Source organism: Gemmatimonadaceae bacterium, assembly GCA_020846935.1.
Lineage (GTDB): Bacteria > Gemmatimonadota > Gemmatimonadetes > Gemmatimonadales > Gemmatimonadaceae > RBC101.
The window spans coordinates 169,122-194,053 of record JADLCY010000011.1; the positions used below are offsets into that span (position 1 = coordinate 169,122).

The following is a 24,932-nucleotide window of genomic DNA, read 5'->3' on the forward strand; positions in this document are numbered from 1 at the left end:
GCTCAGGACAGCGTGATGATCGGGCTCGCCGCGCCGGTCTTGATGCCTTCGGCGATCCATTGGTTTACCTGCATCATCACCTTGTCGAAGTTCTCCTGAGCCACGATCGCCTGCTGATACGCCGGCGCCACCTGAACGCGGCTGAGGAGTCCATCGAGTTCCTGCTCCATCTCGGGTGTGGGGTCTTCGCCGGCCTGCAGCATGCGCTGCGCCTCGCGGCGGAGCGTCTCCATGCGCTGCAGGCTCGCCACCGCCTCGCGGTCCTGGCCGAGCCCGTCGTTGGCGCGCTTGAGCGCCTTGTACTCGTCGCTCTGTCCGATCAGGCGACCCAGTTCCCTGGCTTTCTGGTCGATCATCGTCCCGTGGAATGGCTGGGGAAATGCGCCCTGCCGAGCCGGCCGGCGCGTGGTGGTGGTGGGTAGAGCCTAATCGCCCCCGCGCCGCGTCGCCAAGACAAACCGGTCGCGCCCGCTGAAGTCCCGATGCACCGCCACCTGCTCAAAGCCGCCAGAAGACTCCATGAGTGCCGCGACGGCGTGCGCGCGCGTGGCATCCACCTCGAGGGCCAGCAGGCCGCGGGGCTGGAGGGCGTCCGGCGCGGCAGCAACTATCTCACGCGTCACAGCGAGTCCCTCACCCGAGCAGCAGAGGGCCTGCGTGGGCTCCCAGTTCCGCACGTTGGCGGGCAGCGCAGGCAGTTCGGTGTAGGCGATGTACGGTGGGTTGGACACGAGCACATCCACCCGGGTCCCTCGCAGCGGGGCAAGCGCGCTTCCCGCGCGCCACTCCACCGGCGCGCGCAGCGACGCCTTCACGAGCCGATGGTTCTCCCGCGCAACGCCGAGCGCGTCGAGGGACAGATCGGTAGCGATGATCCGCTCGAAACGTCCCTCAGCGGCCAGGGCGAGTGCGATCGCACCGGACCCGGTGCCCACGTCGGCCGCGATGCCTCCGCGGCGCGCCTGGGTCGACGCGAGGACGAGCTCAACGAGTTGCTCAGTCTCGGGTCGAGGGATCAACACGCGCTCGTCGACGCGGAGTGAGAGAAACCGAAAGGCCGCCCGCCTCACGGCGTATTGCATCGGCGCACCGCGCGTCCGTCGCCGCGCTGCCTCGCGGATCGCGGAGGCCTCGTCAGGCAGCGGGTGCTCGTTGGCGTGGAGCGCGGGCCAGAAGCGAGGCTTGTCGAGCACGGCCGCCACGAGGTCCCGTGCTTCGGTGCCGGCCTGGGGGATCCCCGCCGCAGCAAACATCCGCGCGAGGCCACGGACCAGTTCTCCGAAGGTCGGCTCGGCCCCATGCTGGGCCGACGATGGTGCGTTGCGCTCGGCGAGGCCGCTCATGCGTTCGAGTCGCCGCTGAGCTTCTCTTCCAGCTCGGCGAGCCTCAGGGCCTCGATCAGTCGGCCGATGTCACCCTCCATCACGGTGGGGAGATCATGGAGCGTGACGTTGATGCGGTGGTCGGTGACGCGACTCTGCGGGTAATTGTAGGTGCGGATCTTGGCCGAACGATCGCCGGTGCTCACCGCGGACTTCCGGAGGCGCGAGCGCTCCATCTGCTGTTCCTGGATCCTGAGGTCGAGCAGTCGGGCACGGAGCACTTCCATGGCCTTTGCCTTGTTCTGGATCTGGGAGCGTTGGTCCTGCTGCGTGACGACGGTGCCGGTGGGGAGGTGCGTGATCCGGACGGCGGAGTCGGTGGTGTTGACGCCCTGTCCCCCGGGTCCCGACGCCCGGTAGACGTCGATGCGCAGATCCTTGTCGAGGATTTCGACGTCGATCTCCTCGGCTTCCGGCAGCACGGCAACGGTCGCGGCCGACGTGTGGATGCGTCCCTGCGCTTCGGTGACGGGCACGCGCTGCACGCGGTGCACGCCGGCTTCCCATCGCATCTCGCCGAAGGCGCCGTCGCCGAGCACCTTGAAGATGACTTCCTTGTAGCCGCCTAACGTGGCGTCGGAGAGCGACATGACCTCGATGCGCCATCCGCCGTGGCGTTCGATGTACCGCGTGTACATGCGATACAGGTCGGCGGCAAACAGGGCGGCTTCGTCTCCCCCGGTGCCGGCACGGATCTCGACGATGGCCGGTCGGTCATCGAGCGGATCGTGGGGCACGATGAGGGGCCGCACGTCGACTTCGATGCGGGCGATTTCCTCGCCGAGGCGCGTGACCTCGGCCCGCGCCTCGGCGGCGAGGTCGGGGTCATCGATGGTCAGGAGTTCGCGGGCCTGCCCGAGTTCGTCTTCGGCCCTGGCCAGGCGGGTGGCCATCTGGACGACCGCCTGCAGGCGCTGGTGCTCGCGACCTAACGAGGCGAGGCGCCGCGCGTCACGCGCGGTCCCGGGATCGGCGAGTTCGTCTTCGACCTGGCGGGCGCGCGTGACGGCGTCCGCCAGGCGATCCCGGATCAGGCTCAGCTGGTCTTCCCGCTGGCGTACTTCTGACGGAAGCGCTCGACGCGACCCGCCGTGTCCACCAGCTTCTGCTTGCCGGTGAAGAACGGATGGCAGTTGGAGCAGATGTCGAGGTGCAGCTCCGATACGGTTGAACGAGTCTGCCAGCTGTTGCCGCACGCGCAACGCACCGTGCAGGTGGCGTACTCGGGATGGATGTCGGTCTTCACGGGTCCCTCAGGGTGTTCTTGGCGAATCGAGAAAGCTATGGGGCTCAGCCGGCAAGATCAAGGCAGGCAAAGGGATAGAGCCGGTCGCCGCCCTGTGGGCAGCTCGGACTGAACGGCCGTGTACAGGAGGCCGCCGATGCCGGTGAGCGTGCCCCGACGAAACGATGCCCAGGGCATGCCCGGCTGGGAGCCTCTCTGCCAATCACCAGCGAACGTGATCCGGCTTACAGAGTCCCCGTGAGAATCCGGTATGTTGCCGCCGTCGCGTGTCCAAGCTGCGACGCGCCGGGACGCCTGACCCTGAACGCGTTCAGGATGTCTGCCCCGGGCGTGACCCCACATATCCTGTCGCGTCCATCCTCAGTACGGTTGGCCACGCGGCCGCCACGCCTTGCCTCTATACTCCGACGTCACGATGTCCTCCACCCTGCTCGAAAGGCCCGTCCGCGCCATGGATAACGCCGCATTCCTGCGCTCGATCCCGCTCTTCTCCAAGCTCGATGACGCCGAACTCCAGCGCTTCGGCGAGCTCATGCGCGAGAAGAACTACCCGAAGGGCAGTGTGATCGTGTTCGAGGACGATCCGGGCGACTCGCTCTTCGTCGTGCGCGATGGTCGCGTCAAGGTCGTGCTCATCGGCGAAGACGGCCGCGAGGTGATTCTGGGGGTCCTGGGCGTTGGCGAGCACTTCGGCGAGTTGGCCCTCATCGACGATCAGCCGCGCTCCGCCCACGTCATCGCCATGGAGGAGACCAACCTGCTCGTCCTCCGCCGGGATGACTTTCGCCGGCGCGTCGAGGCCAACCCGGCCGTGGCGTGGTCGCTCATGATGGAACTCGCGCGGCGCCTGCGCCGCGCCGACGCCAAGATTCACGGCCTTGCGCTGCTCGACGTCCCCGGCCGCATCGCGCGCCTGCTGCTCGACTTTGCCGAAGAGAGCGGGAGCGACATGATCGAGAAACCGCTCACGCACCAGACGATCGCGCACATGATCGGCGCGAGCCGAGAGACGGTGTCGCGCACGATCCGCGACTTCCAGATCCAGGGATTGATCAAGGTGGAGCGCCGCCGCATCTCGGTGGCCAACCGGCCGGCCCTCAAGCAGATGGCGCAAGCGCGCGTCTGACGTTGCGACGAGGATCCCCCGCGGCCGCGGGGGGGCCTCGTCGTGGTTCCCTTCCATTCTCGGGAATGCGCGTCCGATTCTGGGGCACCCGCGGGTCGTGCCCTGCCCCTGGTCCGGAGACCGCCCGCTTCGGCGGCAACACGACGTGCCTCGAGGTTCGCTCGCAGGACGACGAGCTGATCATTCTCGACGCCGGCACCGGCATTCGCGATTTGGGCCGCGCGCTCGTCGGCGCCGCTGACGGCACGCCGATCCGCGGTGACCTCTTCTTCAGCCATGCCCACTGGGATCACATCCAGGGGCTGCCGTTCTTCACGCCGGCCTTCCAGTCGGGCAATCACTTCCGACTGTGGGGATCCCCGGTGATGGAGAGCAGCCTGGAGGTGGTGCTGCGCCAGCAGATGAGTCCCGTCGTGTTCCCCGTGGCTTTCGACCAGCTCCTGGCGCGCATGGAGTTTGCCCAGGTGGCGCAGCATCGACACTCCGGCTCGGGCTACAACGTCCAAACCATCAACGTGCGGCATCCGGGTGGTGCGCTCGGCTTCCGCCTGTCCGACGCCGCCGAGGCGACGCGGTCGATGGTGTTCATCCCGGACAATGAACTCGACCGGGACGGTGACCGGGCGGAAGACGCCTCCACACGCGACGCCCTGGTGGAGTTCGCCCGCGGCGCCACGGTCCTGATCCACGACGCGATGTATACGGGGTCCGAATACATGGACCATCGGGGCTGGGGCCATTCGTCGTATCGTGATGCGATCGACTTTGCGATTGCCGCGGAAGTCGAGACGCTGGTGCTCTTCCATCACGAACCCGATCGCAGCGACACGGCGCTGGAGGAGATGCTGGCGCTCTGCCACCAGATGGTGCGCGAGCGACAGGGCCGCGTGAGAGTGCTGGCGGCGGCGGAGGGGATGCAGCTGGACGTCTAGGGACGCATGGGCGGATGGCCATGCGGTGGATGAAGCCCGGCGGTGGACCGGGTGGCATGCGGCGGATCACCCCGATACCGGTTCACGTCGCGCACGTGAAGGTCGCGCCTTTGCCAGTGGGCACGCGGGATTCCGGATGAGGGACGGGCGGCGCCTCAGGTGCCCGCTTCGGCGGTCGCTCCCCAGCCTCCGCCTCCTGGCGTGAGCACGGATACGACGTCGCCTGGCTTCAGCTCCAGCCTGCACTTGGCCGCGATGGGCGTTCCGTTCAGGAGGTTTTGCCCAACCTGTCCGTTGCTGCCGCCTGCCGCGCCCTTGGGGGCGTGGCGCCGGCGTTCGGTCAACAGCGTCACGGTGCAGGGCTCCAGCACGCGATAGCGGCGCACGACGCCCTGGCCGCCCTCGTGCAGCCCCGAGCCCCCGGAGCCGATGCGGATCGCATACTCGTCGATTCGGAGGGGATAGGCCTGCTCCAGCGACTCGATCGGCGTGTTGCGCGTGTTGCTCATGGCCACATGCACGGCGCTGGGGCCCGGCCCGCGATCGCTCGCGCCCTGGCCTCCACCGAGCGTCTCGTAGAACGTCCAGCCCCGGCCGCCGAACGTGATGTTGTTCATCGTGCCCTGGCCCTGCGCCGGTGCGCGCACGCCGGCATCGGCCAGCGCGGCAAAGATCGCGTCTGTGATGCGCGTGGACATCTCCACGTTCCCTGCGGCGACCGCCGCCGGCCAACGCGCGTTGATGGCGCTGCCTTCGGGCACGATCAGTCTCAGCGCACCGGCGATGCCGTCGTTCGTCGGCACGTCGTCGTCGAGCAGCGTACGCAACACGAACACTGCCGCGGCCCGCACGACCTGCAACGGGCAGTTCACATTGCCGGCGACCATCGGGGAGGTACCGTCGAAATCGAGCACGAGTGTCGGGCCTTCCGTGCGTACGTCCACCGCCACCACCACGTCGTCTTCGGTCACGCCATCACCCTCGAGCGCGTCGCGCGCGCGGCCCCGGATCGGGCCTAACGACTCCACGCACGCGCGGGCGCGACGGGCGGTGTACTCCAGCAGCGCGTCGCACGCCGCGTCCACCACCTCGCGACCCTCGCGCGCCCGCAGCGCGAGCCACCCCGCGCAGCCCGCCGCACAGGCGGCCCGCTGCGCTCGCAGGTCGCCCAGCCGCTCCTCCGGCGTCCGCACGTTGGCGAGCACGAGGTCGAGCATGTCGCGATGCCACCCGTCGCCGTGCGCGATGCGCACCGGTGGCACGATAAGGCCCTCCTGCACCAGTTCCGTGGCCCCGCGCGGCATGCTGCCTGGGCTCATCCCGCCCACGTCGGCGTGATGCGCGCGAATCGCCGCGAAGCCGACGATCTCCGATCCCTCCGCGATGACCTCGATCATGGTGAGGTCCGGGAGGTGCGAGCCGCCGTGGTTCGGATCGTTGAGCAGGAACACGTCGCCCGGGACCGGGTTCCGCGCGAGCACCGCCTTCACCGATTCCGGCATCGCGCCCAGATGCACGGGGATGTGCGCGGCCTGCGCCACCATCCGCCCCTTCGCGTCGAACAGCGCCGAGGACGCGTCGCGCCGCTCGCGAATATTTGGCGAGAGGGCGCCACGTTCCAGCACGGTGCCCATCTCCTCGGCGATCATCGCGACCGCGTTGGAGAACACGGTCAGGCGAAGCGGGTCGAAGCCGCGCGATGTCGCCGCCGGACGATCGGTCGCGTGACTCATGCCGAGCGCTCCATCAGCCACCCGCCAACCGGCAGCGCCCGCGCGGTCCAGCGCTCGGCCACGAGCATCGTCGCGTCGGGCAGCGCGACCACGGCCCGCCCACTGAGCGTCGCACCAAGCTCGGCCCCCACATCCCTCGGTGCGGTCGCATCCCATGCGGCACTACCTCGCCGCTGCAGCCGAAGCGCCGGCGCGGCCGCCGTGCGCGTGCAGCGAAGGCTGACGATCTCGACCGGCGCCTCGAGCACGAACCCGTAGCGCCGCTGGTGCTGGGCCAGGAACGCCTCGCGCAGCGCCGCCATGTCGCGGGCCGGGTCGTACGGCACCTCGAGTTCGTGGCCCTGCCCCCGAAACCTGGCCCGGATGATCCAGTCAGGAGCGCCACCGCCGCCCGCGGACGCCGCGACCTCGCGCGCCAGTCGCACGAGGCGTTCACACACACCGTCGTTGGCGTGGGCCATCACGCTCCGCATGGCCACGCGTTTCTCCGGCGCGACGGCAAGGCCGAGGGCGCTCAGCACGCCGGCGTGCGGCGGGACCAGGATCCGGGTCATGCCCAGTCGCTCGGCGAGCCCACAGGCGTGCAGCGGGCCACCGCCACCAAACGCCACGAGCAGGCACTCACGCGGGTCGATGCCGCGCTCGACGCTCACGCGACGCAGCGCGCGCGCCATCTCGGCGTCGGCCGTATCGATCATCGCCGCGGCGCATCGCGTCGATGTCACGCCGAGTCGTGCGGCAAGCGCCTGCACGGCCGCCGTGGCCGCGGCCGCGTCGAGATGCACACCCTCGCCCAGGCGATCGGCACGGATATTCCCGAGCGCGACGTGGGCATCGGTCACTGTCGGCTGCGTCCCACCTCGCCCGAAGGCGACGGGCCCGGGCATGGCGCCCGCACTCCGCGGACCGACACGCAGCGCCCCGCCATCGTCCAGCCAGCCGATCGAGCCTCCGCCAGCGGACACCGTCTCGACGAGCACACGCGGCAACGCGATCGGGACGCCGGCCACGCTGCCGCCGGCCTCCACGAGCGGTTGCCCATCGAGGATGAGGCCCACGTCCGCGCTGGTGCCGCCGATGTCGACGCTCAGCGCGGTGTCGAAACCCGCGGCGCGTGCAGCCAGCGCGGCGCCGGCCACACCGCCTGCGGGGCCCGACAGCGCGAGCGACGCCGCCGCGCTTGCCGCATCGCTCGCGTCACGCATGCCTCCGCTCGACGAGACGACGCCAGGCACGGGCATGCCCAACGCCCTCACGCGCTCCCCCAACCGCGACAGGTACCTGGCGACGCCCGGGCGCGCGTAGGCCTCGCAGGTGGTCGTGGCCGTCCGTTCATACTCGCGGATCTCCGGCAACACGTCACTGGAGAGCACGACCTCGACCCCCGGGATACGCGCGACGATGGCGTCGCGCAACAAACGCTCGTGCGTGGGATCCGCGTACGCGTGCAGGAGCGAAACGGCCACGATTTCAGGGCCGATGCCGGCCACGCGTTCGGCAATCTCGGCCGCGTGTTCCTCGCTCAGCGCCTTCACCGCTCCCTGCGGCTCGATCCGTTCGTCCACCGCGAGCACGCGGGTCCGCGGCACGAGCGGGTCCGGGTGGTGTCGCGAGAGGTCGTAGAGCGACGCGCGCTCCTGTCGCCGCAGGTCCAGCAGGTCGGTCGCTCCCTGGGTGGCGCAGAGCACCAGGCGTGCGCCGGTGCGTTCGAGCAGCATGTTCGTGACGACCGTCGTGCCGTGCACGATGCGGGTGACGGGCGCGCGCTGTGCGGCCGGGCTTTGCAGCGACTCGGCGACGCCTGCACTCTGGTCCGACGGCGTAGACAGTACCTTGGCGGCTTGCGCCTCGCCGGTCGTCAGGGACACCGCGACGAGGTCGGTGAAGGTGCCACCGACATCGATGCCGATGCTGAGGCTCTCGCCACCTCCGGGCGGTCGCGTCGTCATGCGCGGACGCGCCGCCACACCGTCGCCAGCACCATCGCGTGCGGTACCAGGACGAGCAGCGCGACCTGTTCGCTCGCCTGCGGCCAGCGCAGGGCGCCGAGCACCACGCCGACGGCTGCGAGACCGGCACAGATCAGGAGGAAGCGTCGCGCGCGTGGGCCTGGCGCTGCCCGACGCGCCACGATCCACGCCACGCCGAACCACAGCGGGTTGAAGTACAGGAGGTTCACGTTCTCGTACGCCCACACGTGCCGCGTGAGGGTCCAAAGACCGAGGATGAGCAGCCCAAGGACGCCGGCGAGAGCGCACCACGTCGCCGCCAGGCTGCGTCCCGCGGTGGGTGCGATCACCCCAACGACAAACAACAGGGCAGCGATCCCGGAGCCGATCAGCAGGAACGGGAGCTGCCGGTTGGTCGGCGCCGCGGGCTCCGGCGTGCGGGTCGCTGTGAAGACCACACCCTCCGACGCCACGAGCGGACGCCGCGCGCCATCCGGCGCTGTCACGCGGGCGCTCCGAAGCAGATCACGGAACGTCATGGGAACGAACATCGCCTCCCACTGCGTCATCTGCCGGTCGGAAGGCGTGCCAAGTCCGATGTCGATCCCCGTGTAGAGCACGTCGGATTCGGTCAGGCGCCGGGCGTCGTCGCGAAAGGTGCGGCCACTGGGGATCGTGTCGAACTGTCGCCGCAACGCGCCGCCGAGCGCGCGGTCGAGCACGTCGCGCACCCGGGTCGAGCAATTGTCGCTGAAGTAGTCGTAGCGGTAATACTTGTTCTCCTCGCGCGCATTCCACTCCACGTAGTCGCGCACGGCAACGCGCTGCGCGGGCGTGAGGTCGAGCTCCTGGATCCCGACCGAGCGGTTGACACTCTGGTAATAGGCCACGGTGAGACCGGCATCGTACGCCTCCACCGAGTAGCGCATCTCCCCGCGCAGGAATCGGGGGAGGAAGTCGGCCTCCGTGAACCTGAACACACCCCAGTTGTAGACGAGGTTGGTGTTCGTGCGCGCGTCGCGAATACCGAGGGCGTTGTGGCCGAACCGCTCCCAGATCGGATCGCCTTGCCCCATCGTCATCACGTAGACCTGGAGTTCGGAGCCTGGTTCAGCCGGAGGAGAGGGCGCGCGATCCTGTGCGCCCGCCGTGGACGGCAGGGTGAGGTACGCGATCGCGAAGAGCCATGGCGCGAGGCGCCCACGGACACCACGCATCAGAAGCGCACTTCCCTGCCGTCCTCTGCGGACTTGTAGGCCGCCTCGAGGATCCGGTGCACCATGACCTGGTCGGTCGGCGGATCATACGCCTGCTCCCCGCGTACCACCGCGAGGAAGTGGGTCAGCTCCGCGCGATACGACTGGATGAACGCGTTCTCTCGCGCCGCGGCTCCCGTCGGCGAAACGTTCACCGGCGTGCCGTTGAGCTCCTTCACCACGCGCAGGGGCGCCAGGCGCGCGCTCCCGCGCTGGCCCAGCGTCTCGAACCACCAGCGCTCCTCGTCACCCACGTAGGCCCAGCTCAGGTCAAACGTCAGCACCAGACCGTGCGCACACTCGACGACGAGCAGCGCAGCCTCCTCCACCGCATTCGCCCCGCGCGCGCGCTGCATACTCGCCCACACGCGCTCCGGCGCCGGGAAATCGGTCATCCACAGGGCCAGGTCGAGCAACGGAAAGCCGTGCTCGAAGAGCGCGCCCCCACCGCTCTCCTGTCGGCGCGTTCGCCAGCCTTCGAAGCGGCCGCGCGGCTGGTAGGCGCCGGCCCGAACTCCGACGAGCCGACCAAGTTCGTCGCCGCGGAGGAATCGCACCATCGCCTGCACATCCGACCGAAAACGGTGGTTGTTGCCCACGACGACCTTCCGGCCGGCCCGCGTGGCCGCCAGGAGGATGCGCTCCACTCCACGCGCGTTGAGCGAGAGCGGGCGCTCACAGAACACGTCGAGCTTCGCGACCATCGCCTCGAGCACGTGCGGTTCGTGCAGATGGTTCGGCGTGGCGACGATCGCGGCATCGAGTTGGCCATAGGAGAGCGCGTCCTCGAGGTCCGTGAACACGTCGGGGATGCCGAATCGATCGGCCAGGGCGCGGGCCTTCGCCCGGTCATTGTCCACCAGCGCCGCGATCTCGACCCCGCGCGCCTTGCACAGGACCGGAAGGTGCGCCAGCTGGGCGATGGCCCCCGCACCAACCACCACGACTCGCACGCGCTCGCTCATCGCCATCCAGGATGAAGGTCTACCGCGATCGAACCCCTGACTGCACCCGGGCGATCACGGTTCCCGGGTAGTACGCCTCGAGGATGCTGGCGCTCGCCATGCCGGCCCGCGCGCGGCCGATCGCTCCCCACTGACACATCCCCACCCCATGTCCGTTTCCGCGACCCCGGAGCGTCAGGCGCGTGAGGCGACCGCCACGCTCGATCGTCGGTTCGAGCGAAAAATAGGTTGAATTCAGCCACTCGCCACGTGCGTCGCGCAGCGCGAATCGCATGTCGTTGCCCGAGAGTGTCACCGTCCCCGCCTCCGTGTCGAGCGCCAACTCACGCACGCGGCCGGACGGCGTGGTCGCGGCCACGCGCGCCATCGTGATCCGTGCGACGCGCCGGCCTCGCTCCTGGCTCGCCACGGCGTCGAGCAGCGCTCGCTCGTCGATCACCCGTTCCCACGCGAACCGGGGAGAAATCTCGCACCACGCGCGGTTCGTGCCGGGGACGAGATCGCTCACCCCCCGGAGCCAGGCGTCCTGGCCGCCTCGCCACACGTCGCGCGGAGAGGCCGTCGCACCGCCACACGTCGAGTGGTACGGTGCACGGATCGGTTGGCCGCCATAGGTGAGCACCTGTCCCGCGGTCGCAGCGATGGCCGAGTCGGACAAGGCGGTCTCGGCGTCCACCCCACCGTAGACCTGATCCGTGGGACGCGCGGTGAGGTCCCATGCCTTTGTGACGCCCTCCAGGGCCCGGACTACGGTGTAGGAGCGTGCGGCGATCGCCTGCGCCTCGACCGCGGCGATCTCGTTCGGTGCACGTCGCCCGATTTCGATCGGCACAACCCCGCGCAGGTACTCCTCGAGCCCGACGACATTGACGACGATGATCGCCGTGTCAGTGGCCACGAGGCGCAGTTCGCCGCGATACCGATGGCCGTTCCATGGCACGATCGAGGCTGGGCCGTCGGCGATGACGGCAAACGGCTCTTCCGACCACGCCGTTTGTCGACGACCGTCCTTCGACACGACCCGCAGTCGCCGGTTGCTGCGCTCCACTCGCCAGGTGGCGGCTGCGTCGCGCACGTGAGTGCGCCCCCACGCGTCGTCGAGGCGCCAGGGAACCCCTCCGCCAAGCTCCAGTTCGTGCGGTGACGATCCCAGCACGACCCGCAGGTGTGAAGGCACGCGGACCTGCGGTGCGGGCGCCGGGGTGGTCGTACGAGCGACCCCCGCGGCCGTCACGCCAAGCAAGGCGATGCCGGTGACCAGCCTCACGCGCCGAAGGGCCGACCGAATGCCGCCGGGCCACGCACACCGGCGACGGGGAGTGCGCGTCGCGTGGCGTGATTTCGTGGGGGAGCGGACAGGGTCCGCACCACGGTGGCGCGAAAGTCGTGGTCGTCGACGACGTCGTCGAGCCGCACGGACACGAGGCTCCCCGGCACCCCCTCGCCCTCGAGCCACGTGACGCCGTCGATGTCATCGGCCTGGGCCTGCGTGCGTGCCTGGGCCGGTGCGTCACCGGTCGCCGCACGATCCACGATCGCGGGCACCTCGCGGCCCAGCATGGCGCCATAGCGCTCGGCCGTGATCGCGCGCTGCAGCTGCTGCACCTGTTCGAGGCGGTCGCGCTTCACGTCGTCCGGTACGTCGTCCTCCATCGCCCAGGCGCGCGTCCCCTCCTGCGGCGAATACGTGAAGGCGCCAACGCGCTCGAGCTGCACCTCCTCGAGGAACTCCAGCAACTCCGAGAACTCGTCGTCGGTCTCACCCGGGAATCCGACGATGACCGTGGAACGGATGGCGACGCCCGGCACGCGATCGCGCAGGCGAGCGATGCGCGCGAGCTGCGTGGCGCGGCGCTCCGGGCGACGCATGCGCGTCAGCACGGCATCGGCCGCGTGCTGCATCGGGATGTCGAGGTACGGCACCAGGCGTGGCTCGCTCACCATGAGATCGAGCATCGGATCGGTGAGCCCGGCACTGTAGATGTAGAGCAGCCGGAACCACGGAATGTCGGTGCCCTCGAGCAGCGCGCGCAGCAGTTCGGGGAGCGCGCGACCGTCGCGGACGTCCCGCCCATAGTGGGCGAGGTCCTGCGCGACGAGGTTCACCTCGCGCGCCCCCTGAGCCTCGAGCAGTTGCGCCTCGCGCACGAGGTCTTCGAGTCCGAAGGACCGATGTTTCCCCCGCATCAGCGGAATGGCGCAGAACGCGCATCCGTGGTCGCACCCCTCGGAGATCTTGAGGTAGCGCACGTGCGGCAGGTCGCCGGTGTACAGGCGCACGCCGGGATGGATCAGCGACGGCGCGTCGGGGAGCAGGCCGCGCGCGCCCACCTCGGCGATCAGACGATCCGTTTCGGTCGTGCCGAGGAAGAGGTCCACTTCGGGAAGCGCTTCGAGCAGCTCCGGCTTGTGCCGCTGCACCATGCAGCCCACCGCGGCCACCATCTGGCAGTTGCCGGTGACCTTGAGCCGAGCCGCCTCGACGATGGCGTCGATCGACTCCTGCTTGGCGGCATCGATGAAGCCGCACGTGTTGATGACGATCAGCTCGGCCTCCGTGGCCGATGCCGCCGGCGAGGCTCCATGGGCCGCAAGCTCGGCGACATAGCGTTCGCTGTCGACGGTGTTCTTGTCGCAGCCCAACGTGACGACGTGGTAGCGCACGGAGGTCGACGTCAGTAGCCGCGCACGCGATCGACGACCCACCGCGGAAGCACGCCGGCCTCCAGTCCTTCGAGGCACTCGAGAAACCCGGCGCCGGCGCCGTCGGACGTGGTCAGCCCGGAGATGTGCGGCGACACGAGCACGCGCGGATGGGACCAGAGGGGCGAGTCGGTCGGCAGGGGCTCGACCTCGAAGACGTCGAGCGCCGCCCCGCGGAGCCATCCCGCCGCGAGGGCCTCGGGGAGCACCGCCTCCTCCACGACCGGACCACGGCCCGCGTTGAGCAGTACGGCGCCACGACAGCGCGAGAGCATGTCACGCGAGAACAGGCCGCGCGTGGCGGGTGTGATGGGCAGCGTGAGCACGATCCAGTCGGCATCGGCCACCAGGTGCGGCAGGGCGTCGACCGGATACACCGCCGCGAACGCCGACTCCTCCGAGCGCCCCGTGCGGGATACGCCGGTCACGCGGATACCTAACGCGGCAAACTGGCGCGCGATCGCGCTGCCCACGTCGCCGGTCCCCACCAGCAGCGCACGCGTCCCGGCCACCGGGCGAATCTCGCGCGGCTCCCAGCGGCGTTCGCTCTGTGCGCGCATGACCTCGGGCAACTGCTGCTGGAACGCGAGCACCCGCGCGACCGCCCACTCGGCGATCGCGGGGCCAAAGGATTCCGGCGTCCGCGTGAGCAGGACCCCGCGATCGATCTCCGGGGACATCCAGGCATCGACGCCGGCGCCTGTGCAGTGCACCCACCGCACCTTTCCGAGGGACGACGCCGACGGCGGGCGACGAAAACCGACGTACGCCTCAGCCCACTCGAGATCAGCCTGCGTTACGTCAACCATGCGGGCCCCGCGAATCTCGAGATCCGGGCGCCGGGAGCCGATCCACGCGGCGATCTCCTGGTGCGCGTTCGCGCCGATCACGATGCGACGCGGGGCAAACGGCAGCGGGAACATGCTCATCGATAGTTCCCGAACTTGAGCTCCACGCCGAAATCCTTCCCGCGCAACAGGGCGATCGCGGCCTGCAACTCGTCGCGCGACGGCGAGCTGACGCGAACCTGCTCGCCCTGGATCGCCGCCTGCACCTTCCTGAGCTTCGCCTCCTTGATGGCCGCCGCGACTTTCTTCGCCGTCTCGGAATCGAGCGCCATCTTGAGCCCGATCTCCTTGCGCACCGTGTCGCCGCCCGCAGGAATCGTCTCGCCCTCGTCGAGGTTCTTCACCGGCACGCCGCGCTTGATGAGCTTCGTCTGCAGCACGTCGTACAGCGCCCGCATCCTGAAGTCGTCGTCAGCCACGAGCCTGAGCTTTCCCTCGGCGCGATTGAACTCGATCGCGGCCTTCGAGCCCTTGAAGTCGTAGCGCTGGGCGATCTCCTTCTGCGCCTGGTTGACGGCGTTGTCGACCTCCTGAAGGTCCACGCCGGTGGTCACGTCAAACGAGTTGTTGTCAGCCATGCGGGAAAACTAGGCGCCTCGGGGGTTTGGCGCGTGGAGGCTGACCTCATGAAGCCACGGGGCGGCCGCCAGTTGCCTGGCTGACCTTACCGGCTCCCCGGACCTGGTCGCAGCGCCAGATCAAAGCTCAGCCAGAGCACCTTCGAGAACGGATAGGTGAGCAGCGGGGCCACGATCATGCCCAATGGCGCGAGCACCTGAATGGCGTCCCAGGGAACCGCCGGCCAGCGCGACAAGAGGATCGTGACGAAGACCGCTGTGAAGATGAACTCCCCGAGCAGCAGGTTGAACAGCATCGCGCCGAGGAAGTAGTCGTGCTCCCCTCGCTCGAGCAGCTCGTGGCAGGCACCACACCGTTGGCGCAGCCGGAACCAGTGCACCAGGATTGGGCGACCTCCGCAGTGCGGGCACCGCAGCGTCAGCGACCGCGCCAGCAGGCGCAGTACACCACCCGCGCTCGGCACGGTGAGTGTGAGGTCGCTGTTGATCTCCCCACGGTTGACCGAATCGGCGTCGGGCACCGCGCCCAGCGGGCCGCGAGGATCGTCCGTCATCTGCACCCGGGGAAGCTAACGCGCGACGCCTCGCGCTCGGCTGGTAGGCCTCCCTTGAACGCAGCACTCGGCCAACGGAAGCGGAGCATCGCGAGGATGCGGACATCGCAGCACGTCGTTGACGGACCGTCGGCGGAGGTCCATGGCACCAGCCAACCCCGAATCCGCGCCTGCTGTGGAAGCCACCTTCATGCGTGGCCTCGCATGCCAGCCGTCTCTGCCTGGCCGGTTTGCGCAGGAGGACCTGGTGCGAGCCTTTGACTTCACGTCCTCAGCCGTACCCCGGGGCCTAGCCGAGGAACGACTCCAGCGCCCGTGCCCGGCTCACGTGGCGCAGGCGTGACAGGGCCTTCTCCTTGATCTGTCGCACGCGCTCGCGGGTGATCCCCAGCAGCGCGCCGATCTGCTCCAGGGTCATCGGCTCCTCGCCGTCGAGCCCGAAGTACAGGCGCAGGATCTTGGCTTCGCGCTCCTTGAGACTCCCCAGCGCCTCTTCGATCGACTCGGTGAGCGCTTTCTCGAACGTCTGCTCGTCCGGCGTGGGATTGAGATTGTCGGGGAGGTAGTCGAGCAGCTTGTTGTCTTCGCCCGGCGTCAGCGGCGCATCGAGCGAAAGGTGCGCCTGCGAAATGGACATCGTCTTGGCGACTTCTTCTTCGCTGATGTCCATGCCGTCGGCGATTTCCGCGTGCGTCGCCTCGCGCCCAAGTTCCTGCAGCAGCATGTTGGCCCGCTTCCCGATCCGGTGCAGCGTGCCAGCGCGATTGAGCGGCACACGCACGATGCGCGACTGCTCGGCCAGCGCCTGCAGAATCGCCTGACGGATCCACCACACCGCGTACGAGATGAACTTGATGCCTTTGGTTTCGTCGAATTTGTGGGCGGCGCGGATGAGGCCAAGGTTGCCCTCGTTGATCAGGTCCGAGAGCGACACGCCCTGGTTCTGGTACTTCTTTGCCACCGACACGACGAAACGCAGATTCGAGCGGACGAGCTTGTCGAGCGCTTCCTGATCGCCGGCGCGGATCGATTGGGCGAGCGCAACCTCTTCGTCACGTGTGATCAGCGGGTACGCACTGATGTCGCGGAGGTACTGATCGAGGGAGCCTTCGTCGAAGGCGGAGCGCCGAGCGCCGCTGCGCGCCCCTCCCGTCGCCTTGCGGCGGACGGAGGGCACCTCAGGCGTCTCGGGGAGGTACGAATCGGTCACAGAGGCACGGCTAGTGTATGCGCTCGCCAAGACGGTCCCAGCGGACCCTGGTCAGCCAGTCGAAGCGGACGGCGGAGTCCGGCTGGTAGCTGTAATACACCACCATGGGCTGCCCGCGCACCAGCGAGTCCGGCACGAATCCCCAGTAGCGGCTATCGAGCGAATTGTCGCGATTGTCACCGAGGACAAAATAGCGGTGCGGCGGCACCACGATCGGGCCCCAGTTGTTGCGCGACGGATGGTATGACACGGACGCCTGCGCGGTCTTCACGAGGTGGTCACGCTGCCAGCGGAAGGCTTCGCCCGAGACGTCGTCGTCGGGCTCCGATCGCACGACATAGCGCTCGGTGACGCGAACCCCGTTGCGCACGAGCACGCCCTCGGCCATGGCGAGCGTGTCGCCGGGGAGCCCTACGAGGCGCTTCACGAAGTTCTTGGACGGATCGGGCGGCCACTTGAAGACGATCACGTCCCCGCGCTGCGGCTGCCGGATGGCTGGGAGACGCTTGCCGCCGACTGGCAGCTCGGCGCCGTACACAAGCTTGTTCACGAGGAGAAAATCGCCAACGCGCAGCGTGCTTTCCATGGAACCGCTCGGGATCTTGAACGCCTCCATGATGAACACGTGGAGGAACAGGAACAGGAAGAGCGCCACGCTCAGCGAACGGGCCCACTCCCACAGGAACGCCGCCGGCTGGATGCGTGGCTGGTTGACGCGAGCCAGCGCGTCGGCACGCTGCTCGGCGGTGATATCGATCGCCGGCCCTTCGGCCGTGGGTTTGACGGGGCTCACGACCTCGCTCATGCGCGGGCTCCGAGCACGATGCGCGCGCCGATCGCCTCGGCGGCCGCACGGATCGCGTCCAGGGTCGCGCCGCTGGCTCGCGCCACGAGAACATGGTGTCGACCTTCGCTCGCGACGGCGACGTCCTCGAGCGTCACGCCAGGCATGGCCGCCTTGAGACGGGAGGCGACGTCGGGCATGCTCTCGGCGCTGACCACGACCGTCTGGTCCGTGGCGGGTGCGGGCGGGATGTCGCGTTCCGCCAGCGCCCCGACCACGCGGTCCACCACCGAGGCAATGAGCGCATCGCGACCGTGCCGGTGCGCGACCCTCTCGGTCACGCGCCGGATCAACTCGTCACGCTCGGCGGAAGACAGCACCATCGTCGTCGGAATTAATGCGCCCTCCGAGAGGGACGGTAGGGAGTCTCAACCGGCGCGGCGTGCCGTGCGCGGCGACCGTCGATCATGCGTCGTACGTGTCGATCTGTGCCCGCTGCAGACTGCCGGAGTAGTCCACGTAACACACCTTGGTTTCCGAGTAGAACTCGTACACCTCCCAGCCCCCTTCGCGGTGCCCATTGCCCGTCTGCTTCACGCCGCCGAACGGCAGGTGCGCCTCGGCACCGATCGTCGGTGCGTTGACGTATGTGATCCCGTTGTCCAGCTCCGCGAGCGCGCGGAAGGAGTGCAGGACACTCGTCGTGTACACCGATGACGACAATCCGTAGCGCACCCCGTTGTTGACGGTAAACGCCTCCTCGGCGTTGGACACCCGAACCACGGAAAGCAGGGGTCCGAAGATTTCTTCCTGCTCCAGGCGCGACCCGGCCTTGACGTCGGTGAAGATCGTCGGCTCGAAGAACCATCCGTGAGCGAGGTCACCCGCGGTCGCCCGTGCACCACCTGTCACCAGCCGCGCGCCTTCCCCGCGGCCGATCTCCACATATCGCTCCACCTTGCGTAGCGCCTCCTCGTGAATGAGGGGCCCCACATCGGTCCCCGTCCGTCGCCCGTCACCGAGGCGCAATCCCTTCACCCTGTCGACGAGCAGCCCGAGGAACTGGTCATGCACCGCGTCTTCCACGATCAGTCGACTCGTGGCCGTACAGCGCTGGCCCGTGGTCCCGAAGGCGCCCCACAACACGCCTTCCAGCGCCAGGCCGATGTCGGCGTCCCTCAACACGATCTGCGCGTTCTTGCCGCCCATTTCGAGGGACAACCGCTTGTGGAGCCTCCCGCAGGTCTCCCCGACCTTCGACCCCGTTTCGGTCGAACCTGTGAACGAGATCACAGGAATCGCGGGATGCGCAACCATCGCGGCGCCGACGGGATCCCCAAAGCCGTGCACCAGCTGGATCACCTTGGGCGGCAGCCCCGCCTCCAGCATGATCTCCACCAGCACGTGTCCGGTGTGCGGCACGTCTTCGGCCGGCTTGAAGACGCATGCGTTCCCGCAGACCAGCGCCGGGAACATCTTCCACGTGGGGATGGCCATCGGGAAGTTGAACGGCGTGATGATGCCGCAGACGCCGATCGGGCGGCGATAGGACATCGCCCACTTGTTGCGCAGCTCGCTCGGGACGGTGTAACCAAAGAGGCGACGCCCTTCCACCGCGGCGTAGTACGCGGTGTCGATGCCTTCCTGCACATCGCCGCGCGTTTCGGCAAGCGGCTTGCCCATTTCGCGGGTCATAAGGTTCGCCAACTCTTCCTTGCGGGCCGACATCAGGTCGCCGACGCGCCGCAGCACGTCACCGCGCAACGGGGCGGGTGTGCGGCGCCACAGGTCGAACCCGCGGGTGGCGCTCGCAACGGCGCGCTCCACGTCGGCGACGCCGGAGCGCGGAAACTCGCCGATGAGGTCGCGATGATCGGCTGGGTTGCGATTCTCGAAGTACGCACCCGTCGAGGGGGCGACCCATTGTCCGGCGATGAAGTTCTGATATGGCATGACGTATGGGACCAGGAAGGCAATGAACCCGGGCGAGTGCCACGGGACCGGTGAGGAGTCTATCCGGCCGCGCGGCTTACCGCGCCGTGGGGGCCGCTACTCACACAGCCATGCGGCGGGATGATCGGCGCTGGGAATCGCGTACCCAATGCGCGGCAGCACCTGGTTGGCGGCGAGCAGGGCGCCCCACAACACGAGCGCCAGCGACAGGAGGTGGCCGCGCCCCGATCGGTGTCGCCAGGTCCACACGGCGCTCCACGCGCCCGCGATGCTGATGAGGCCGGCCGAGGCGAGGTACCCCGCCAGCGGGAGCCCGCAGCGCGCTCCATACGGCCAGAACATGATTCCGACCCCAAGGGCCGAAGCGATCACCAGCCGCAACATGACGCCGAGCGTCGACGTGCCGGCCTGCTTCTGCTCGGCGACCGCTTTGGCCGCCGGCGTCGGGGCGCCCTTGGCCGGCAGGAGCGCTTCGTCGGAGATCGACTCCAGTTGGCGGTCGATCTTCTTCAGTTCGTCTTCCCAGTTCTTGCTCACGATTCCCGCTCCAGGCCGTGGCGCTCGATCTTCTTGTAGAGGTTCGATCGGGGCATGTCGATGCCGCGCGCGGTTTCGGACACGTTCCAGCTGTACGCCCGCAGTTTGTGCAGCAGGTAGGCGCGTTCCGCTGCGTCCTTGAACTCCTCGTATGTCGGGAGGTCGAGGAGTGCCCCCAGCGGTGATCCGTCAGCGGGCCGCGTGCCGGAGAGGCGACCGATGTCGGCCGCAGTGATGCGGGGGCCGGGCGCGAGGATGAGCGCCCGCTCGATCGCGTTGCGCAATTCGCGCACGTTGCCGGCCCATTCCATCTGTGAGAGGGCTTCCAGCGCCGACGCGTCCAGCGCGCGTGGCGAGGCGCCATCACGCGCAGCCAAAACGTTCACAAAGTGCTGGGCAAGCAGCGGGATGTCTTCCCGACGCTCGCGCAGCGGCGGCACATGCAGCGGAACGACGTTGAGTCGGTAGAAGAGATCCTCGCGAAACCGCCCGGCAGCAATCTCCGATTCGAGATTCTTGTTCGTCGCCGCGAGCACGCGCACATCCACCTGCACCCGCTTGCTCCCGCCGATGCGCGTGACTTCGCCGTCCTGCAGCACGCGCAATACCTTGGCCTGCGCGGCCAGGCTCATGTCGCCGATCTCATCGAGAAAGAGCGTGCCCCGATCCGCCTGTTCGAACTTCCCCGCACGGTCGGCCACCGCACCGGTGAACGAGCCCTTCATGTGGCCAAACAGTTCGCTCTCGATCAGTTCCGAAGGGATCGCGGCGCAGTTCACCTCGATGAATGGCCGATTGGCGCGTGGTGACTCGCGATGAATGGCGCGCGCGACCAGTTCCTTGCCGGTGCCATTCTCTCCGGTGATCAGCACTCGCGCCGGTGTACCCGCCACTTTCTCGATGCGATCCAACAGCGCGCGGATCGCGAACGAGCGGCCAACGATCTCGTAGCGCGACTCGATGGACGCCCGCAGCCGTGCGTTCTCCTCCTGGAGCGACAGGTGCTGCCCCAGGTTGCGCAGCAGCACGAGAATGCGATCGGTGTCGAGCGGCTTCTCCAGAATGTCGTAGGCGCCGAGCTGCGTGGCCTCGACCGCGGTCTGCAGCGTGGCGTGCCCGCTGATCATCACGACCGTGGCGGCCGGATCCAGTTCCCGAAGCCGACGGAGTGCCTCGAGTCCGTCCATGCCCGCCATCTTCACGTCCATGAAGACGAGCTGCGGACGCCACTTTTCGTAGGTGGCGATTCCGTCGGCGGCGGACGTGGCACTGCGGACCTCGTAGCCCTCGTATTCGAGCAGCTGCCCCAGGGCCGCGCGTACACCCTGCTCGTCGTCAACGATGAGAATCCGCCGGCTCATGGCGTGGACTTGTAGAGGATGACCCGACCTCGGGCGACGCGAATGTCGCCCACGTACGGGGGCAGTTCAAACGTAATCGTCCGCGTCGGGTCACCTGGAACGTCGCGCGAACCGCGATCGAGCTGTGCAATGAGCGCGCCGAGGAGTGGCCGCGGCACCTCGATCCCGCCAACCGTCGCCGCGTCGACTACGAACGCTCCACGCCCGCGCGCCACCCCGCGCGGCCTGCCGGTGATGGTCACGGTCTGCCTGGCGGTGAGGAGCGCCTGGAGTGGCCCGAGCCCATCGACCGCACGCAGCGAACTGAGGTCGAGCGACGCGCGGATGCCCAGGGCGTCGCCAACCACCGACGCCTCGACATCCTGCACGCCAGGCGGTACGCGGCCACCCGTTGCGCCGAGGATCAGCGCGGCCACCTCACCCGGCGTGAGGGACGTGAACACCTCGCCCTCTCGCTGTTGCAGCGCTTCCACGCGGCGTCGGGCCGCCGGGGCCTCGTCAGGCGTGATCGGTACCCATGTCACCGGCGTACGAAGCGGTTTGCCCGTCACGCGCTCCCACCACAGCTCGCGCGAGAGCCAGGCGCCGACGCCGAGGGCGAGCAGGACGACGAGACAGCCTATTTGCCGCAAGCAGCCTGACATTCAGCGATCGATGAGTGGAATCGTGGACAGCACGTCGTAGTGTGACCCTGCGGCGCCGGGTCGACTGCGTACGAGCGCGACGTCCCGAACGCGCATGCGGAAGCGTACCCCCACCTCCGCCGCGCGTTGCACGAGCCTCGCACCCGCGCTGGGAGTCAGCGGTGCCTTCGCGCGAGCCAGCGTCACATGAGGTCGGAACGGGCGCGACTCGAGCGGCACGCCAACGAGTGCCCCAACGCCATCGAGGTTCCCGGCCAGCCTTGCGAGCGACGGCGAAGCGTCCATGCCCAGCCATACGACGCGGGGTCGGCGGAGATTCGGGAACCCGCCAACGCCCTCGAACGACACGTCATGCGAGGCCACCGCTCGAACGGCGGCGGTCGCGGCCTCCACGAGTGCTGGCAGACGATCCTCCGGAATCTCGCCGAGAAACTTGAGGGTCACGTGCAGCCGTTCCGCGGGAACCCACGCCAGTTCCGGCACGGACTCGCGCAACGCTGCGGTAGCGGACGCGATCTCCGCCTGGAGCGGCGGACCAGGCGTCAAACCAAAGAAGAGTCGCACCACGCTGCGCCGGCCGATGGGATCTCGACGGCCGCGTGCGTGAAGCCGTGCTGCCTGGCCAGCTCGATCAGGTGTCGTCGCGCAACGGCGTCGAGCGGAACGTAGCGTCCGGTCGGCAGGAGAACGGCCAGTGTGTCTCTCGCCTCCACGGACCAGGGCAAGCCGCGCGTCGCGAGGGCGACCTCGAGCGCCTTTGCGTGCTCAGGCATCGGCATTGACCAGCCCTTCGAGCACGTTGAGGGATCCGGATCGGAACCCGCGCACGTCGAGTGCCACACGCGCGAAGCCGGCGCCGGTGACCGCGGCGCGGACGCGCTCTGCGGCTGAAGGCCTCAGCCATCGATCCAGTTCGCTCGCCGACAGTTCAACCCGAGCGAGGTCACCGTGGTGCCGGACCCGAAGGTCACCCGTGACACCGATCTGACGCAGCGCATGTTCGGCGGCCTCGACCTGTCGCAGTCGCTCAGGCGTGACGGCCGTGTGGTACGGAATGCGCGACGACAGGCATGGCGAGGAGGGTTGCGACCACGTGGGCAGTCCGAGCGCGCGCGATCGCACGCGGATTTCGTGCTTGGTGAGCCCGACCTCGGCCAGCGGCGACCGCACGCCATGCGCGACGGCCGCGGCGGCACCGGGTCGGTAGTCGGCGCGGTCGTCGGCGTTGGTGCCATCGATCACCACCGCCAGCCCGCGCGCCCGCGCGATCGGGACGAGGACGCTCCAGAGTTCACCCTTGCAGAAGAAGCAGCGGTTCACGGGATTGGCCGCGTACCGCGGGTCGTTCATCTCGTGCGTGTCGACCTCCAGCAATGGCAGCGCGATGGCGCGCGCGACGTCGCGCGCCGCGGCCCACTGCGCCTCGGGATACGACGCCGAGCGACCGACGACGGCCAGAACCCGTGCGCTGCCTAACGTTTCCACTGCCACGGCCGCGAGGTACGCCGAGTCAACGCCGCCACTGAACCCGACCAGTACCGACCCGGCGTCGCGCAGCCAAGCGCGCAGGGCCGCTTCCCGTGGCGTGACATCCGCGTCGACGGTGGATAGTGGGCTCATGCCGCAAGCTAGGCGCGCTCCGCGGGCGGCGGCACCCGCGCGGGCGCCCGAAAGAAGATCGCCTCGGCCACGTGCGCCCGGGTGAGGCCATCGGCGCTCTCGAGGTCGGCGATCGTGCGGGCGACGCGGAGTACGCGGTGGTACCCCCGCGCCGAGTACCCTGCGCGCTCCGCTGCCTGCACGAGGAACGTCCGCGCGGCTGGCTCGATCGGTGTATGTACGTCGAGCCAGCGCCCGCTCGCCTGCGCGTTGCAGCGTACGCCGCGCTGCGTCGCGAAGCGTTGGCGCTGACGCTCGCGCGCGCAAACCACACGCGCGCGCACCTCAGCCGAGCCGGCGCCGGCCGGCTGCGAGGGGAGGTCCTGCAGCGCGACGGCGGGTACGTGGACCGTCATGTCGATGCGATCGGCAAGTGGCCCGGAGACGCGCGCGCGGTGCTTTTCAACGTCGGCCGCCGAACACGCGCAGGCGCGCCGTGCATCGCCGGCAAAGCCGCAGGGGCACGGGTTCATCGCTCCGATCAGCGCGAACTGCGCCGGGAACTCCACGGACTGCTGCGCACGTGAGATCACCACCTTGCCGTCTTCCATCGGTTGGCGGAGCGCATCGAGCCGAGCGCGCGGCATTTCCTGCAGCTCATCGAGGAAGAGGACGCCGTGGTGAGCGAGTGATACTTCGCCAGGCCGTGGCGTGCTGCCTCCGCCGATGAGCGCGGCGACAGAAAGCGAGTGGTGGGGTGCGCGAAAGGGGCGCAGCACGTCGCGCAGCGAACTCGAAGCGATGAGGCCGGCCACCGAGTGCACGGCAAGCACTTCCAGCGCCTCGGGGTCGGCGAGTGGAGGGAGTATTGATGGCAGGCGACGGGCGAGCATGGTCTTTCCCGCCCCGGGCGGCCCCACCAGCAGCAGCGCGTGCCCTCCGGCGGCGGCGACTTCGAGGGCGCGCTTGGCGGTCTCCTGACCGGCGACATCGGCCAGGTCTGCGTGCGACGGCGGCGCGTCGTCCAGAACCTCGGGGACCGCGACCTCGCATGGAACGCCGGCGCGCAGACAGCGCACGAGGTCACGCAACGTCGGCGGCGTCCACAGGTCGAGGCCCTCGACGAGGCGCGCCTCGCGCGCGTTCGCCGGTGGCACGACGAGTGGACGCGCGGGGAGCTCACGGGCCGCGCGCATCGCCACCGGCAGGACGCCGCGCACCGGTCGCAAGGCGCCGTCGAGCCCGAGTTCGCCTAACGCGATCACCCGGCGCAGCGGCTCGGGGTTGACCTGGCCGGTGGCCGCAAGCACGGCGAGCGCGATCGGCAGGTCGAATGCCGTACCGTCCTTGCGGATGTCGGCGGGCGCCAGGTTGATGGTGTAGCGTCGCGGCGGCAGCTCGAACCCCGAGTTGCCCAGGGCGGCGGAGACGCGCTCCCGCGCCTCCTTGATGGCGTTCGCGGCGAGGCCCACGATCGTCCACGAGGGAAGCCCCCGGGTCGCGTCGACCTCGACCATCACCTCGTAGGCGTGCACGCCGAGGACGGCGGCGGATCGCACGGCGGCCAGCATG

General features: G+C 68.9%; 26 protein-coding genes. 2 read left to right on the forward strand and 24 right to left on the reverse strand.

Annotated features, from left to right (window positions below; genetic code table 11):
- Positions 1–2 precede the first annotated feature (2 nt).
- From IT361_13245 to rpmE, 4 genes are all read right to left on the reverse strand, one after another.
- Positions 3–356: a YlbF family regulator gene (locus IT361_13245; protein MCC6318640.1), complete on the reverse strand. Its 354-nt coding sequence runs from the start codon at positions 354–356 to the stop codon at positions 3–5.
- Positions 357–425: 69 nt separating this feature from the next.
- Entirely contained in the window at positions 426–1,343 is a 918-nt protein-coding gene (gene prmC / locus IT361_13250) for a peptide chain release factor N(5)-glutamine methyltransferase (GenBank protein ID MCC6318641.1), read from the reverse strand.
- The gene (prfA, locus tag IT361_13255; GenBank protein MCC6318642.1) at positions 1,340–2,413 is read right to left on the reverse strand and encodes a peptide chain release factor 1; all 1,074 of its coding nucleotides are present in this window, start codon (positions 2,411–2,413) and stop codon (positions 1,340–1,342) included. Before prfA ends, prmC begins: the two co-directional genes overlap by 4 nt.
- A 5-nt stretch (positions 2,414–2,418) precedes the next feature.
- Entirely contained in the window at positions 2,419–2,628 is a 210-nt protein-coding gene (rpmE, locus tag IT361_13260) for a 50S ribosomal protein L31 (protein MCC6318643.1), read from the reverse strand.
- Between the two features lie 415 nt (positions 2,629–3,043).
- On the opposite strand from rpmE, the gene IT361_13265 reads away from it, so the two are divergent.
- Both IT361_13265 and IT361_13270 read left to right on the forward strand, forming a co-directional pair.
- A complete protein-coding gene (locus tag IT361_13265; GenBank protein ID MCC6318644.1) occupies positions 3,044–3,754 on the forward strand; it encodes a Crp/Fnr family transcriptional regulator in 711 nt (236 codons plus the stop codon).
- A 65-nt stretch (positions 3,755–3,819) separates the two neighbouring features.
- Complete coding sequence (locus tag IT361_13270) at positions 3,820–4,686, forward strand: MBL fold metallo-hydrolase (protein ID MCC6318645.1); 867 nt, start codon at positions 3,820–3,822, stop codon at positions 4,684–4,686.
- A 155-nt stretch (positions 4,687–4,841) separates the two neighbouring features.
- On the opposite strand, the gene IT361_13275 is transcribed toward IT361_13270, so the two are convergent.
- The 20 genes from IT361_13275 to IT361_13370 form a co-directional block, all read right to left on the reverse strand.
- Positions 4,842–6,419 carry a hydantoinase B/oxoprolinase family protein gene (locus tag IT361_13275; GenBank protein MCC6318646.1) on the reverse strand — a complete coding sequence of 526 codons (1,578 nt, stop codon included), beginning with the start codon at positions 6,417–6,419 and terminating at the stop codon, positions 4,842–4,844.
- On the reverse strand, positions 6,416–8,368 hold the full coding sequence (locus IT361_13280) for a hydantoinase/oxoprolinase family protein (protein ID MCC6318647.1): 1,953 nt from the start codon (positions 8,366–8,368) through the stop codon (positions 6,416–6,418). Before IT361_13280 ends, IT361_13275 begins: the two co-directional genes overlap by 4 nt.
- Positions 8,365–9,585 carry a DUF4105 domain-containing protein gene (locus IT361_13285; GenBank protein ID MCC6318648.1) on the reverse strand — a complete coding sequence of 407 codons (1,221 nt, stop codon included), beginning with the start codon at positions 9,583–9,585 and terminating at the stop codon, positions 8,365–8,367. The genes IT361_13280 and IT361_13285 overlap by 4 nt, the downstream gene beginning before the upstream one ends.
- Entirely contained in the window at positions 9,585–10,589 is a 1,005-nt protein-coding gene (locus IT361_13290) for a Gfo/Idh/MocA family oxidoreductase (protein MCC6318649.1), read from the reverse strand. The genes IT361_13285 and IT361_13290 overlap by 1 nt, the downstream gene beginning before the upstream one ends.
- A gap of 19 nt (positions 10,590–10,608) precedes the next feature.
- Positions 10,609–11,766: a SpoIID/LytB domain-containing protein gene (locus IT361_13295; GenBank protein MCC6318650.1), complete on the reverse strand. Its 1,158-nt coding sequence runs from the start codon at positions 11,764–11,766 to the stop codon at positions 10,609–10,611.
- A gap of 86 nt (positions 11,767–11,852) precedes the next feature.
- On the reverse strand, positions 11,853–13,253 hold the full coding sequence (rimO, locus tag IT361_13300; GenBank protein MCC6318651.1) for a 30S ribosomal protein S12 methylthiotransferase RimO: 1,401 nt from the start codon (positions 13,251–13,253) through the stop codon (positions 11,853–11,855).
- Between the two features lie 11 nt (positions 13,254–13,264).
- Positions 13,265–14,221: a D-2-hydroxyacid dehydrogenase gene (locus IT361_13305; protein ID MCC6318652.1), complete on the reverse strand. Its 957-nt coding sequence runs from the start codon at positions 14,219–14,221 to the stop codon at positions 13,265–13,267.
- On the reverse strand, positions 14,218–14,718 hold the full coding sequence (locus IT361_13310) for a YajQ family cyclic di-GMP-binding protein (protein ID MCC6318653.1): 501 nt from the start codon (positions 14,716–14,718) through the stop codon (positions 14,218–14,220). The genes IT361_13305 and IT361_13310 overlap by 4 nt, the downstream gene beginning before the upstream one ends.
- A gap of 86 nt (positions 14,719–14,804) precedes the next feature.
- Positions 14,805–15,278 (reverse strand): DUF983 domain-containing protein, encoded by a 474-nt coding sequence (locus IT361_13315; GenBank protein ID MCC6318654.1) that lies wholly within the window; start codon positions 15,276–15,278, stop codon positions 14,805–14,807.
- Between the two features lie 283 nt (positions 15,279–15,561).
- Positions 15,562–16,449 carry a sigma-70 family RNA polymerase sigma factor gene (locus tag IT361_13320; protein MCC6318655.1) on the reverse strand — a complete coding sequence of 296 codons (888 nt, stop codon included), beginning with the start codon at positions 16,447–16,449 and terminating at the stop codon, positions 15,562–15,564.
- A 43-nt stretch (positions 16,450–16,492) separates the two neighbouring features.
- Positions 16,493–17,287 (reverse strand): signal peptidase I, encoded by a 795-nt coding sequence (gene lepB, locus IT361_13325; GenBank protein MCC6318656.1) that lies wholly within the window; start codon positions 17,285–17,287, stop codon positions 16,493–16,495.
- Entirely contained in the window at positions 17,284–17,649 is a 366-nt protein-coding gene (locus IT361_13330) for a hypothetical protein (GenBank protein MCC6318657.1), read from the reverse strand. Before IT361_13330 ends, lepB begins: the two co-directional genes overlap by 4 nt.
- A gap of 82 nt (positions 17,650–17,731) precedes the next feature.
- Complete coding sequence (locus IT361_13335; GenBank protein MCC6318658.1) at positions 17,732–19,219, reverse strand: aldehyde dehydrogenase family protein; 1,488 nt, start codon at positions 19,217–19,219, stop codon at positions 17,732–17,734.
- 96 nt (positions 19,220–19,315) lie between these two features.
- Positions 19,316–19,756 carry a hypothetical protein gene (locus IT361_13340; GenBank protein MCC6318659.1) on the reverse strand — a complete coding sequence of 147 codons (441 nt, stop codon included), beginning with the start codon at positions 19,754–19,756 and terminating at the stop codon, positions 19,316–19,318.
- A complete protein-coding gene (locus IT361_13345; GenBank protein MCC6318660.1) occupies positions 19,753–21,117 on the reverse strand; it encodes a sigma-54-dependent Fis family transcriptional regulator in 1,365 nt (454 codons plus the stop codon). Before IT361_13345 ends, IT361_13340 begins: the two co-directional genes overlap by 4 nt.
- Positions 21,114–21,761 carry a hypothetical protein gene (locus tag IT361_13350; protein ID MCC6318661.1) on the reverse strand — a complete coding sequence of 216 codons (648 nt, stop codon included), beginning with the start codon at positions 21,759–21,761 and terminating at the stop codon, positions 21,114–21,116. Before IT361_13350 ends, IT361_13345 begins: the two co-directional genes overlap by 4 nt.
- Positions 21,762–22,328 (reverse strand): RNA 2',3'-cyclic phosphodiesterase, encoded by a 567-nt coding sequence (thpR, locus tag IT361_13355; GenBank protein ID MCC6318662.1) that lies wholly within the window; start codon positions 22,326–22,328, stop codon positions 21,762–21,764.
- Entirely contained in the window at positions 22,304–22,534 is a 231-nt protein-coding gene (locus IT361_13360; GenBank protein ID MCC6318663.1) for a hypothetical protein, read from the reverse strand. The genes thpR and IT361_13360 overlap by 25 nt, the downstream gene beginning before the upstream one ends.
- The gene (larE, locus tag IT361_13365; GenBank protein MCC6318664.1) at positions 22,527–23,381 is read right to left on the reverse strand and encodes an ATP-dependent sacrificial sulfur transferase LarE; all 855 of its coding nucleotides are present in this window, start codon (positions 23,379–23,381) and stop codon (positions 22,527–22,529) included. The genes IT361_13360 and larE overlap by 8 nt, the downstream gene beginning before the upstream one ends.
- A gap of 8 nt (positions 23,382–23,389) precedes the next feature.
- Complete coding sequence (locus IT361_13370) at positions 23,390–24,931, reverse strand: YifB family Mg chelatase-like AAA ATPase (GenBank protein ID MCC6318665.1); 1,542 nt, start codon at positions 24,929–24,931, stop codon at positions 23,390–23,392.
- Between the last annotated feature and the right edge of the window lies 1 nt (position 24,932).